This window comes from Streptomyces sp. CNP082 (assembly GCF_059570535.1).
The window spans coordinates 196,422-209,464 of sequence record NZ_JCANSZ010000004.1 but is presented as its reverse complement, the minus strand read 5'-3'; the positions used below and the strand labels follow the sequence as shown (position 1 = coordinate 209,464).

Genomic DNA, 13,043 nt, shown 5'->3' with positions numbered 1-13,043 from the left:
GTGCGGCGGCGCCCGCCACCGCCCGGGGCGGGCCCGGGGCCGCAGGAGCAGCGGCCCCGGCCCCGGTTGCGACGGCCTTCTCTGCCTTCGAGCCGGAAGGGGAACCAGGCGCCGAACCGGCCTGAGTTACACGACTCGGCGCGCACCTCGGCAACGGCGTCACGTCAAACGATCAGCCTCGCGGCCTCTTCGAGGGCCAGGTCCCACGGGTATGCGGCCGGCCGGCCCTTGCCCGGTTCGTTCGGCACGAAGCCGCCTTCGCCGTAGAGGACGTGTACGCCCATGGAGCGAAGGGTCTCGATGCTGAGCGTGAACTGGGTGTGCCGCGCATAGGCTTCGTTCACGCACGGCATGGCCACCAGCGGGATGTTCTTGCCGATCCCCTCGGCGGCGAACCCGACGACGAACTTCTCAGTGACCCCCAGGGCCCACTGGTTGATGGTGTTGAAGGTGGCAGGGGCGACGACGGCGACGTCAGCGGGCGGCCAGACGTCCGGCTCATGAGGCAGCTTGAGTTGGCTGCGGACCGGATATCCGGTCAGCTCCTCCAGCCGGGGCACTCGGTCGTCCAGCCATCGGGCTGCGGTGGGGGTGAGACCGAGACACACCTTCCATCCCGCCGCCTGTGCACGTCTGATGACATCCTCGACGTTCAGCACGGGTGGAGCGGCACTGCCCAGCAGGTAAAGCACGCGGTTCCTGGCCATTCGCGCAGTTCATCGTGCGGGGCCGGGCTGACGCAACCGGGAAGGCCCGTCTCACGCGGCTCCCCCGCTCGTCGCCGCTGCGGAGACCCTGTGCCAGCAGGTGAGAGCCACGAAGCTCCATGACGCCGCGCTGGACCTCCCCGGGCTGATCGCAGAGATCACCACGGCCGCGCACCGCACGCCGTCGTCGGAGCTGTGGGCAGCACTGGCCAGCACCTTCCGCACGGCCCATGACATCTCGGTGAAGCTCGGTTTCTACGACCTGTCCACTGTGGCGCTGGACCGCATGGACTGGGCCGCCTCCCGCGCGGCGGATCCGCTCCTGGGGGCGGTGCGCCAGTACATGCGTGCCCTCGTGTACTTCCGTGAGGGGGAATACACGATCGGCCGTCGGCTCGTCTCGTCAGGTCACGGGCTGCTGGACCAGGCCACCCCGTCGAGGGAGCGGGAAGTGGTGGCCGGCCAGCTCCACTTGGGAGCCTGCATCATCGCGGCGCGTGCCCGCGACAGGGGGTCGGTAGACACACACCTCGCCGAGGCCCGCACCCACGCCGAACGGGTCGGGGAGGGTCGGCGGAGGTGTGCCGGTGGCGTCCCGCGGGGTGGTGTAGCGGACCCGGCACGGTGACTCCGCGGATCGTGGCCCCGCCGCTGGGCTCGCCCGCGACTGTAGTCGGCGCTTCCGCCGCGGGCGGTGGCCCCGTTGCCGCGCACAGCGCGAATGTGCCGCACATCGCGAAGCCGGCGCTCGGACTCGGAGACAGCCGCGCTCGGCGCACCCGGGAGCCCGCCGAGTGCGCGCAAGTGAGCGAAAGTCGACCCCGGTGGGCGAATTACCCTAATTCTGCAGGCGGGTTACCCAGGGTTCGTCACGGCGAGACGCATACGGAGCGCCCTCCGCCCACACGCACAACACCCACCCCGACACCACACCCACCCACCGCGCAGGGTCACCCACCCCCGGGACAAGCCCCGATCCGCCCCCCGTTGAGCCGCACCGCCTACCAGCCCGGCCCACCCAGCAAGTCGTATCCCACGGCATGGTGCAGGCGACGCACACCCCGAGCACGACTGCCCTGAATCCGAACACCGGCTCCACGCTGTCCGCAGCAACGGGACCACCGCCCGCGACGAAAGCGCCGGCTACGGTCGCGGGCGAGCCCAACGGCAGGACCACGATCCACGGAGTCGTGGCCGTGGTGCCGGGTCCGCTACACCACCCCGCGGGACGCCATCCGACGGGGCCGGCTCTGTGACCTGCCAGCGTCCTCGCAGGCACAGGGCCGGGCCGTCGACAGCGGCTACCGCCCACGCGGTGGCCGCCTACGCAAGAGGAGGAATGCGACGTGAACGCGAGGGCGTGCCAAGGGTGGACACTCAGCGACCGGCAGGAGGCGCACACGGCGGCAGGTGCCACCGAAGAACGATGCCGACCCGGCGAGGGGGGTGGCCGGTGAGTGACCCCACGCGCCAGTACCCGGCCGGCCCGGTGTGCCTGCCCATCGCATGGCCCCTGCCCGACGAGCCCCCGTGCGCGGAGCTGGCCACCGCACGGACCGCCGCCCGCGCGGCGGGTGATCTGTCGGCTGTCAGCGACGCCGACCTGCTCATCCGCCGGCATCCCGGCCACTGATCCCCCACCCCTGTGCCGCACGGCACGTCGATCAGGAGGCGGTCCCGAAGGGCATTCGCCCGACCGGGATCCCCCGCCCGTTTCACGCGATACCCGGCCCGGGGCATCAGCCAACGCCCCGGGAAGCCGGTCCCCTCCATTACACGAATCCCGAACCGTGACGACCGGATTCGGACACCACCCGTTTCGGCTGTGCCCGCACGGTCAACGCCGCTGCCGGCCTATAGAATCCAGCCGATCTGCCGTGCACGACAGGTTTGGCCGCTGTGGTCGTCCTCCGAGATCGTCTTCGCCAAGGTGGTCTGCAAGGGTTCACCGCAGCACCATCCTGACGTGTCGTCAGCTCACCCGCCGTGCGTACACGGGGGCGCACGGCGAGGAACACGCGCCGCACCGCTGCGCAAGATGCGCTCCCGAAGGCCGAAAAACATCCACTTACTGGGCCATTGGCCCAGCCAGAGCGCAGTCGCTGCTGACTAATACACCCTTGGCAGGGCAGACTTGGCTATCTGGAATCACCGGGACCGGGGAGGGGGCGGCCATGGCCCACGAAGACGAGACGAGTGCGCTGCGCTTCGCCGTGCTCGGTCCCGTTCGTGCCTGGCGCGGCGAGGAGTCCCTCCCGGTCGGCACGCCGCAGCAGCGGGCGATGCTCGCGGCGCTGGTGCTGCGCGGCGGTCGTACCGCGACGGCCCAGGAGCTGGTCGACGGCATCTGGGGCGAGGACCCGCCGCCGCGGGCGGTGTCCGCGCTGCGTACGTACGCCTCCAGGCTGCGCCGCACCCTCGGCGCCGACGCGCTGGTCAGCGAGGCCGGTGGCTACGCGATCCGGACCCACGGCACCGAGGTCGACATCGCCACCGCCGAGGAGCGGGCGCGCGACGCCGAGGCGGCGGCCACCTCCGGCGACTCCGCGCAGGCGCGCGAACACTACGCAAACGCCCTGTCGCAGTTCACGGGAGAGCCGCTGGCCGGCGTCCCCGGCCCGTACGCCGACTGGCACCGCGACCGCCTCGAAGAGCTGCGCCTGACCCTGCTGGAACACCGGATCGAGCTGGACCTCGACGCCGCCCGGCACGCGGAGGCGGTATCGGAACTCACCGCCCTGACCGCGGGCCACCCGCTGCGGGAACGGTTCCGCGAGCTGCTGATGCTCGCCCTCTACCGCAGCGGCCGGCAGGCCGAGGCCCTGGCCGTCTACGCCGACACCCGCCGCCTGCTCCAGGACGAACTCGGCGTCGACCCCCGCCCGGAACTCGCCGAACTCCAGCAGCGCATCCTCCAGGCCGACGAGGAACTGGCCGCCCCGAAGACCGAACCCCACGCGGGCGACGCGACGTTCCGCGTCGTACGCCCCGCGCAACTGCCGGCGACCGTCTCGGACTTCACCGGGCGCATCGGCGTCGTGGAGGAGCTGGGCAAGGAGCTGGCGAACGCGCCGGACACGGTGATGGCGGTGTCGTCGGTCTCCGGCATCGGCGGCGTGGGCAAGACGACGCTCGCGGTCCACGTCGCCCACGCGGCACGGGAGTCCTTCCCCGACGGCCAGCTCTACGCGGACCTCCAGGGCTCAGGCCCGTCCCCGGCGGAACCGGCGGCGGTCCTGGGCGCGTTCCTCCGCGCCCTGGGCACCCCGGACGCGGACATCCCGGAACCGGTCGACGAACGCGCCGCCCTGTACCGCTCGGTCCTCGCCGGCCGCCGCATACTGACCCTCCTGGACAACGCCCGCGACGCCGCCCAGATCCGCCCCCTCCTCCCCGGCACGGAGGGCTGCGCGGCACTGATCACGTCCCGCACGAGGATGACGGACCTGGCCGGCGCGCACCACGTCGACCTGGACGTGATGGCCCCGGACGAAGCGCTGCTGCTCTTCACCCGCATCGTCGGCGCGGACCGGGTGACCCCGGAACGAGACGCGGCCATGGACGTCGTCGCGGCCTGCGGCTTCCTGCCGCTGGCCATCCGCATCGCGGCATCCCGCCTGGCGGCACGGCGCACGTGGACGGTTTCGGTGCTGGCCCGGAAGCTGTCGGATGAACACCGCCGCCTGGACGAACTCCGGGTGGGGGACCTGGCGGTGAAGGCGACCTTCGAGCTGGGCTACGGCCAGTTGGAACCGGAACAGGCCCGTGCGTTCCGCCTGCTGGGGCTGGCGGACGGCCCGGACATCTCGGTGACGGCGGCAGCGGCGATCGTCGACCGCGCGACGGAGGGCGCGGAGGAGCTGCTGGAAGACCTGGTCGACGCCAGCCTCGTAGAGTCCGCGGCCCCCGGCCGCTACCGCTACCACGACCTGGTACGGCTGTTCGCCCGCGACTGCGCGGATCGCGAAGAGCCGGCAGCGGCGCGCGAGGGAGCACTGTCCCGGCTGCTGGACTTCTACCTGGCGACAGCTGCGCGGGTGTACGAGCTGGACCGCCCCGGAGACAACCTCACTTCGCACCTTGCCCCGGTGGCACACCAGGGCCTGAACTTTGACGACCGGCACACCGCACAGGATTGGCGCCTGGCCGAGGCGGACTGCCTACTGGCCACCGCGCGCCAGCTCGCCAGCGAACGCACCCTCGCCCGCGCGGCCGACTTGCTGATGGTGACCGTCGACCTGGCCGAGTCCGGCACGTACTCGCACCAGTTTGCGCAGATCGCCGGCCACCTGCTGAAGGCCGCGAAGCACTTGGGCGACTCTCGCAGCGAAGGCCGGGCACACGACGTGCTGGCCTCCTCGCACATCTACTCCGGCCGCTTCGAACAGGCCGACAAGCACGCCGCCGAAGCCATGCGCCTCGCGCGCGCAAGCGGAGATCCGGTCATCTGTGGCCACGCCGCCTCGGACCGTGGCATCATCGCCGATCTGCAGGGGCGCTCCGCCGACGCCGCTATCCACCTGGAGGACGCGCTCGTCGCCTACCGCACCGACGGGAACCTCTCGGGCGAGGCCAGCGCGCTGAGCAATCTCTCCCGGATGCACAGCGATGCCGGGCGGCCGACGCTCGCCGTCGACCTCGCGGAGCAGGCACTTGCCATTCACCACACACTGGGCCCCAGCTTCCGGATGGCCAACTGCATGTACGCCCTGGGCATCATCCTCACCGGTGCGGGCCGAGCGGACGATGCACTCGAGCAACTCGATGCGGCGCTGAAGCTCTTCCGCGAGAACGGCATGCACCTCTGGTATGGCATGACCCAGTTCCGTATGGCTGAGGCGCACCTCACCGCCCATCAGCCCACCCAGGCAGCCACACTGGCCGAGCAGGCGCTCAGGCGGCTACACGGCATTGGCGGCGACTGGCACCGCGCCCAGGTGCTCACGGCCCTTGGCCGGAGCCTGCACGAGATCGGGCAACAAGGGCGAGCGCAGGCGTGCTGGAGCGAGGCAGCGGCGCTGCATGAGAAGACGAACTCGGCGGAAGCCGCAGAGGTGCGTGCCCTCATGGAACCCGCCACGACTGCCTGAACGTCTTCTACACGAAGTCGTTCATCGGACGTTTATCACCAGCCGTCATGCTCTTTGTCAGTGGCTCGTCACGTCGGGGGAATGGCGGGTCACGCGGGGCCGTTCCCCCCGGCACGAACGGGGAGAGTGGCCATGCAGACCCGTCCGGCGATCCGCGGGGGAGTCGCCGGGCGGGCGGCTGCGGAACGCCCACGGCACAGACAGGGGAGCAAGATGCCGGAGAAGAAGTCGACAGAGCCCGAGGTGGAGCGGGAGAAACACAGGACCGTACCACCGCGCAAGATCGAGCCGACTGACGTTGATGAGCCGACGCTGTCGGATGCCTCGTCGAAGGACGATGACGAGGACATCTTCAAGCCGCTCGACAACCACAGGCCCTGATTGACATCACTGACCGGCCCGAGGGGGGGCCGAAACGGCCCGGTCGCGGCAGCAAGATGGGGACTGCTGCGACCGGGCCTTCCCTTTGCTTCAGAGAGACTCACGTGACCTCCGGCGCCGTCAAGGCGCCACCCCTTCTCGACCTCACCGGGTGAGCCCTTTGTCAGCCACTCCCTACCGTCAGTATCCGGACGCACCACCGAGTGCCGGTGACACCGCGCCACCCTCCACGGCAGACTGTCGAACAGGGCTGCGGGGACCGGGAGGGGTGGGGCATGGTCGAGCGTCGTGGGGTACCGCCGACCCACAAGGCCGCCGACGAGTTGCTGTATTTCGGCCTGCTCGGGCCCGTGGCGGCATGGCGCGGCACCACACCCGTCAACGTCGGCCCGCCGCAGCAGCGCACCGTCCTGGCCGCGCTGCTCATCGGCTCCGGCCACCACACCACCACCCACGAACTCATCGACGCAGTCTGGGGCGAGGACCCGCCGCGCGATGCCGTGGGGACGGTACGGACGTACGTCTCCCGGCTGCGGAAGGCACTCGGCCCCGATGCCCACCTCATTACCGGCCAGGCCGGCGGCTACGTACTCCGTCCTGGCGCCAACGCCGTATCAGACACCGCGATCGCCGAGCAGGCCGTCGCCCTGGCCGACGCGGCGGCGCAGAAGGGGGACGCCGAGCGCACCCGCTCGCTTCTCCGCGAGGCGCTGGGCCTCTGGGACGGCGAACCGCTCGCCGGGCTGCCCGGGGCGTTCGCGCAGACCGAGCGCGCGCGGCTCACCGAGTGGCGGCTGTCGCTGCTGGAGCGCCGGCTGGCTCTCGACATCGAGGCGCACGACTACGCCGAGGCCATCTCGGAACTGACGGCGCTGACGGCGGCGTACCCGCTGCGGGAGCGGGCACGGGAGCTGCTGATGCTCGCGTTGTCCCGCAGCGGCCGGCAGGCGGAGGCGCTGGCGGTCTACACGGACAGCCGGCGGCTCCTGATCGATGAGCTGGGCGTCGAGCCCGGCCCGAAGTTGGCGGAACTGCAGCAGCGGATCCTCCGAGGAGGTGAGCAGCCCGTGGCACCCGTAGCCACCGCGACAACACGGCTCTCACCTGCCCAGCTCCCGGCGAGACTGGCGGATTTCACGGGGCGCGACGCCTTCGTGGACGATCTGGGCAAGCAGTTGGAGCAGGCGCCGCACATGGTGATGGCGGTCTCCTCGGTCTCCGGCATCGGCGGGGTGGGCAAGACCGCCCTCGCCGTGCACGTCTCGCATGCCGTACGGGAGTCGTTCCCCGACGGCCAGCTCTACGTGGACCTCCAGGGCTCGGGCCCGTCCCCCGTCGAACCGGCCGCCGTCCTCGGCTCGTTCCTGCGCTCCCTGGGCACCCCCGACGCGGAGATCCCCGAACCCCTGGAGGAACGGGCCGCGCTCTACCGCTCGATGCTCGCCGGCCGCCGGATACTGACTCTGCTCGACAACGCCCGCGACGCCGCCCAGGTACGCCCCCTCCTGCCCGGCACCGAAGGCTGCGCCGCGGTGATCACCTCGCGGGCCCGTATGACGGACCTGGCCGGCGCCCACCACGTCGACCTGGACGTGATGGACCCGGCGGAAGCCCTGCTCCTCTTCACCCGCATCGTCGGCGCCCACCGCGTCACCCCGGAACGGGACGCGGCGATGGACGTCGTCGCGGCCTGCGGGTTCCTGCCCTTGGCGATACGCATCGCCGCCTCCCGCCTCGCCGCCCGGCGTACGTGGACGGTCGCGGTCCTGGCGCGCAAACTCTCCGACGAGCACCGCCGCCTGGACGAACTCCAGGTCGGGGACTTGGCGGTGAAAGCCACCTTCGAGCTGGGCTACGGCCAGCTCGAACCGGAACAGGCCCGCGCCTTCCGCCTGCTGGGTCTGATCGACGGCCCGGACATCTCCCTCAGCGCAGCAGCCGCAATCCTCGACCGAGAGGAAGACGACGCGGAGGAAGTCCTGGAAACCCTGGTCGACACCAGCCTCCTGGAATCCGCCGCCCCGGGCCGCTACCGCTACCACGACCTGCTGCGCCTCTTCGCCCGCACCTGCGCGGACCGCGACGAACCCGCGGGGGAGCGGGAGGGGGCGCTCTCGCGGCTGCTGGACTTCTACCTGGCCACGGCAACCAGGGTGTACGAACTCGGTCGCCCCGGCGACACCCTGATCAAGCACCTGAGCCCACCAGTACAGGATGGTCTCCGTCTCGACGACCATCAGGCGGCACACGACTGGCTCTTCAGCGAAACGGAGTGCCTGCTCACCGCCGTGCGGCAGTTCGCGACGGGCGGAACCCTGGCCCGCGCCGTGGACCTGCTGCTCGCCGCCAAGGACCTCGCGGAATCCGGCCTCTACTCCCCGCGGTTCGTACCCCTGGCCACCACCGCGCTCCAGGCTGCCGAGCAGCAAGGCGACATCCGCAGCCAGGCCCGGGCCCACGTCGTGCTGTCGTCGGCCCATCAGTTCACGGGCCGGTTCGAGTTGTCGTACGAGCACGCCTCCGGCGCACATCGTCTGGCCCGTGCCTGCGACGACATCTGGGTGATCGGTGAGGCCGCGAACGACCGTGGCGTGACGGCTTCCCTCCTAGGGCAGCAGGAGGAAGCCACAGATTGCCTCGAACAGGCTCTCGTCGCGTATCGGGAGGACGAGAACCTGGACGGGGAGTCCTGCGCGATGCGCAACCTTGCCCGCATCCACAGCGAGACGGGCTCGACTGCCAGAGCGATCGAGCTAGCGGAGCAGACCGTGAGGCTCGACGGCCAAGCCAAGGCGCCGCTCCGCCTGGCGAGCAGCAGATACTCCCTGGGCATCGTGCTCAACACCGCGGACCGACATCGTGAAGCCCTCATCCAACTCGACGCGGCTGCGGCGCTCTTCCGTGAGAACCGCATGGAACTCTGGGAGGGGCTGACGTACTTCCGCATCGCACAGGTCCACCTCGCCGTGCGCGCACCGGCCGAGTCAGCTGCGTACGCAGAGAGGGCCCTGTCCCGGTTCCGGGGAATCGGCGGCGACTGGCACCGCGGCAGCGCGCTCACCGTGCTCGGCCGGGCCCTCGGCGAACTCGGCCAGCCCGACAGGGCACAGGCGTGCCTGTCCGAGGCTCGCGAACTCCGCGAGTCCGGATCGACACGGGCGCAGCAGGGGTGAGAACCCCCGCTGGACCGGATGACCCGACAGCAGATGGCCGCGGCGGCGTACTGATGCCCGCGTCCCCACCGCTGGACCAGCGGGGGCGCGCACGTGCCTGCTGGACCGAAGCGCTCACCCTGCTGCAGAGGTCCGATTCCGCGGAAGCCGCCGAGGTCTGCGCACTGCTGGAGTCCATTACGCCGGGCTGATAGCCCCCACGGCTCCTCAGCCCTGCGGCGCCTGCGTCGAGCCCGATTCCTGGAGATCCCGGGCCTCGGACAGGCACGCCCGTGACCGGTCCGTCTGCCCGAGTTCGCCGAGGGCCTGGCCGAGCACCGTCAGTACGCTGCGGCGGTGCCAGTCTCCGCCCATACCGCGGAGCTTGGAGAGGGCCTTCTCGGCGTACGAAGCGGCCTCGGCCGGCTGCCGCATGGCGAGGTGGACCTCGGCCATGCGGAAGTGGGTCATGCCGTCCCAGAGGTGCATGCGGTTCTCACGGAAGATGCTGAGCGCTTGAGTGTGCTGGATCAGCGCTTCGTCGTACTGGCCGGCGACGGTGAGGGCGATGCCGAGCGCGTACAGGCAGTTGGCCATCCTGAAGCTCGGGCCGAGCCCGTGGTGGATGGCAAGGGCCTGATGCGCGAGTTCGACCGCGAGCGTCGTCCGGCCGGCGTCGCTGTGCATACGCGACAGGTTGGCCAACGCACTGGCCTCGCCCAACAGGTTCCCGTCGGCGCGGTAGGCGGCGAGGGCGTCTTCCAGGTAGCCCGCGGCGTCGGCGGAGCGTCCCTGGAGGTCGGCGACGATGCCTCTGTCGGAGGCGGCGTGGCCGCAGATCAGCGGATCGCCGCTCGCGCGCGCCAGCCGCATGGCCTCCGCGGCGTGCTCGTCCGCCTGCTCGAAGCGGCCGGAGTCGATATGTGCGGCGGACAGCACGTCGTGGGCCCGGCCCTCGCTGCGGGGGTCGCCCACGCGCTGCGCGGCCTCCAGCAGGTGGCCGGCGATCCGCACGAACTGGTGCGAGTACGTGCCGGACTCCGCAAGGTCGACGGTCACCATCAGCAGCTCGACGGCGCGGGCGAGCGTGCCGTTGTCTGCGAGTTGGCGCACGGTGGCCAGCAGGGAGTCCGCCTCGCCCAGTCGCCAGTCCTGCGCGGTGTGCCGGTCGGCGAAGCTCAGGCCCCGGTACTGCACCGGGGTGAGGTGCGAGATGAGGTTGTCGCCGGGGCGGTCCAGCTCGTACACCCTGGTCGCCGTGGCCAGGTAGAAGTCCAGCAGCCGCGAGAGCGCCCCCTCCCGTTCCCCCGCCGGTTCGTCGCGGTCCGCGCACGTGCGCGCGAAGAGGCGCAGCAGGTCGTGGTAGCGGTAGCGGCCCGGGGCTGCGGATTCCAGGAGGCTGGTGTCCACCAGGGTTTCCAGGACCTCCTCCGCCTCGTCCTCCACCCGGTCCAGGATCGCGGCTGCCGCGCTCAGGGAGATGTCCGGGCCGTCGACCAGGCCCAGCAGGCGGAAAGCACGGGCCTGTTCGGGTTCGAGCTGGCCGTAGCCCAGCTCGAAGGTCGCCTTCACCGCCAAGTCCCCGACCTGGAGTTCGTCCAGGCGGCGGTGCTCGTCGGACAGCTTCCGCGCCAGGACCGCGACCGTCCACGTACGCCGCGCCGCCAGCCGGGACGCCGCTATCCGTATCGCCAACGGCAGAAACCCGCAGGCCGCGACCACGTCCATCGCCGCCGCCCGGTGGGGCTCCACCCGGTCGGCGCCGACGATGCGGGTGAAGAGCAGCAGGGCCTCGTCCGGGTCCATCACGTCCAGGTCTACGTGGTGGGCACCGACCAGGTGCGCCATCCTCGCCCGGGAGGTGATCAGTGCCGCGCAGCCCTCCGTGCCCGGGAGCAGGGGGCGTACCTGGGCGGCGTCGCGGGCGTTGTCGAGCAGCGTCAGTATCCGGCGGCCCGCCAGCACCGAGCGGTACAGGGCGGCGCGTTCCGTGACGGTCTCGGGGATGTCGGCGTCCGGGACGTTGAGGGCGCGCAGGAAGGAGCCGAGGACGCCCGCCGGGTCGACCGGGGACGGGCCCCAGCCCTGCAGGTCGACGTACAACTGGCCGTCGGGGAAGGACTCCCGGGCCGCGTGGGCGACGTGGACGGCCAGCGTCGTCTTGCCCACGCCGCCGATGCCGGAGACCGACGACACCGCCATCACCATGTGCGGCGCCTGCACCAGTTGTTTGCCCAGGTCCTCCACCACATCCACCCGGCCGGTGAAGTCCGGCAGCGTGGCGGGCAGTTGCGCCGGGGCGACGGTGGCGGCGGCCGGGGCCGGGGCGGGCTGGTCCGTGCCGCGCAGGATGCGCTGTTGCAGCGCGGCCAGCTCCGGGCCCGGTTCGACGCCCAGTTCGTCCGTGAGCTGGCGCCGCGTGTCCGTGTAGACCGCCAGCGCCTCCGCCTGCCGGCCGCTGCGGTACAGCGCGAGCATCAGCAGCTCCCGGAACCGCTCCCGCAGCGGGTACGCCGCCGTCAGCGCCGTCAGCTCCGAGATCGCCTCCGCTCGCCGCCCCGCCTCGACGTCCAGCTCCACCTGCCCCTCCAGCAGCGACAGCCGCCACTCCGCGAGCCGCGCCCGCTGCCTCTCCGCGTACGGTCCCGGCAGCCCGGCGAGCGGGTCGCCGTCCCACAGGTCGAGCGCGCCGCGGCGCAGTTCGCGGGCGCGTTCGCGGGCGCCGGCCGCTACGGCGGTGTCCGCCTCGGCTGCCAGCCGGGTGGCCGTCTCGACGTCCAGTTCCGCGCCGGGGCGCAGGTGTACGGCGTAGCCCCCCGCCTCGCCGCGCAGCAGGTCCGCGTCGGGGCCGAGGGCGCGGCGCAGCCGGGAGACGTAGGTGCGTATCGTGCCGGTCGCGTCGCGCGGCGGGTCCTCGCCCCACACCGCGTCGACCAGCTCTTCGACGGCCACGTGCCGCCCGCCTCGCAGCAACAGCACGGCGAGCACGGCCCGCTGCTGCGGTGAACCCATGCTGAGGGCCTGCCCGGCGCGGCTGACCCGCACCGGTCCCAGCAGCGCGAAGCGCACCGGCGCACCCTCTGCCGGGCCCGTATCGGATAACCCCCCGCGCCGTCCGTCGGCCATCGCCCACCCCTTGTCCAGCACCCCGCATCCAGTCTGCCCCACCCGGGACAACCCCGCCACCGGCCCCTGTGGACAACCGACCCGGGCCCCGATTGACAGCGGATTGACGAGCCTCCGCGCACCGTCCACAGCGTGTCCATGGACGTCCGTTTCGCTGGACGGCATGAGCGACTCGACTCCCCGGAAAGAATCGCAGGCACACGGTCTCCGTCTCGTCGCCGGCACGTTCCCGGACGAGCTGTTCACCTCCCGGCCCGCGCGGCGGCTCTCCCCACCGCCGCCGCCTCATCTGGTGCCGGTGCTCGCCGAGTTGTCGCGGGGTACGCCCGACACGGTCGCCTGCCGCAATCTGCACATGTCCCCGCGGACGTACAGCAGGCGGGTGGCGGAACTGCTGGAGTGCCTCGGCGGGACGAGCCGGTTCCAGGGCGGGGCGCAGGCGGAGCGGCGGGGGTGGCTGGTGGGGGCGTGCCTCGCCGGTACGGCGGAGGGCCGCTGATCCGGTACGCGCCCCGCCGCGTATCCCGCTACGCGTCCCGACAGGCATCCCCGCCGCGCATCCCCTGCGCGCTGCGGCTACGTACCCA

7 protein-coding genes and 1 pseudogene are annotated in these 13,043 nt (G+C 71.6%); 6 read left to right on the top strand and 2 right to left on the bottom strand.

Features of this window, described 5'->3' with window-relative positions:
* Window positions 1-164 precede the first annotated feature (164 nt).
* Window positions 165-707 carry a flavoprotein gene (locus B124_RS05265; RefSeq protein ID WP_496501453.1) on the bottom strand — a complete coding sequence of 181 codons (543 nt, stop codon included), beginning with the start codon at window positions 705-707 and terminating at the stop codon, window positions 165-167.
* A gap of 61 nt (window positions 708-768) precedes the next feature.
* Between B124_RS05265 and B124_RS05260 the strand changes: the two are divergent.
* From B124_RS05260 to B124_RS05240, 5 genes and pseudogenes are all read left to right on the top strand, one after another.
* Window positions 769-1,275: pseudogene (locus tag B124_RS05260) on the top strand (transcriptional regulator); the annotation flags it as partial.
* Window positions 1,276-2,160: 885 nt separating this feature from the next.
* Window positions 2,161-2,340 carry a hypothetical protein gene (locus B124_RS05255; protein WP_496501452.1) on the top strand — a complete coding sequence of 60 codons (180 nt, stop codon included), beginning with the start codon at window positions 2,161-2,163 and terminating at the stop codon, window positions 2,338-2,340.
* 541 nt (window positions 2,341-2,881) lie between these two features.
* The gene (gene afsR / locus B124_RS05250; protein WP_496501451.1) at window positions 2,882-5,797 is read left to right on the top strand and encodes an SARP-family global regulator AfsR; all 2,916 of its coding nucleotides are present in this window, start codon (window positions 2,882-2,884) and stop codon (window positions 5,795-5,797) included.
* Window positions 5,798-6,010: 213 nt separating this feature from the next.
* Window positions 6,011-6,178 carry a hypothetical protein gene (locus tag B124_RS05245; RefSeq protein ID WP_496501450.1) on the top strand — a complete coding sequence of 56 codons (168 nt, stop codon included), beginning with the start codon at window positions 6,011-6,013 and terminating at the stop codon, window positions 6,176-6,178.
* Window positions 6,179-6,453: 275 nt separating this feature from the next.
* The gene (locus tag B124_RS05240) at window positions 6,454-9,351 is read left to right on the top strand and encodes an AfsR/SARP family transcriptional regulator (protein WP_496501449.1); all 2,898 of its coding nucleotides are present in this window, start codon (window positions 6,454-6,456) and stop codon (window positions 9,349-9,351) included.
* 207 nt (window positions 9,352-9,558) lie between these two features.
* Here the strand turns inward: B124_RS05240 and B124_RS05235 are convergent, their stop codons facing one another.
* Window positions 9,559-12,456 carry an AfsR/SARP family transcriptional regulator gene (locus B124_RS05235; protein WP_496501448.1) on the bottom strand — a complete coding sequence of 966 codons (2,898 nt, stop codon included), beginning with the start codon at window positions 12,454-12,456 and terminating at the stop codon, window positions 9,559-9,561.
* 163 nt (window positions 12,457-12,619) lie between these two features.
* Between B124_RS05235 and B124_RS05230 the strand changes: the two genes are divergently transcribed.
* Window positions 12,620-12,955: a hypothetical protein gene (locus tag B124_RS05230; RefSeq protein WP_496501447.1), complete on the top strand. Its 336-nt coding sequence runs from the start codon at window positions 12,620-12,622 to the stop codon at window positions 12,953-12,955.
* Window positions 12,956-13,043 lie beyond the last annotated feature (88 nt).

Coding starts and splice junctions, on each gene's coding strand:
- B124_RS05265 (WP_496501453.1), bottom strand. CDS start 707: ATGGCCAGGAACCGCGTGCTTTACCTGCTGGGCAGTGCCGCTCCACCC.
- afsR (WP_496501451.1), top strand. CDS start 2,882: ATGGCCCACGAAGACGAGACGAGTGCGCTGCGCTTCGCCGTGCTCGGT.
- B124_RS05245 (WP_496501450.1), top strand. CDS start 6,011: ATGCCGGAGAAGAAGTCGACAGAGCCCGAGGTGGAGCGGGAGAAACAC.
- B124_RS05240 (WP_496501449.1), top strand. CDS start 6,454: ATGGTCGAGCGTCGTGGGGTACCGCCGACCCACAAGGCCGCCGACGAG.
- B124_RS05235 (WP_496501448.1), bottom strand. CDS start 12,456: ATGGCCGACGGACGGCGCGGGGGGTTATCCGATACGGGCCCGGCAGAG.
- B124_RS05230 (WP_496501447.1), top strand. CDS start 12,620: ATGAGCGACTCGACTCCCCGGAAAGAATCGCAGGCACACGGTCTCCGT.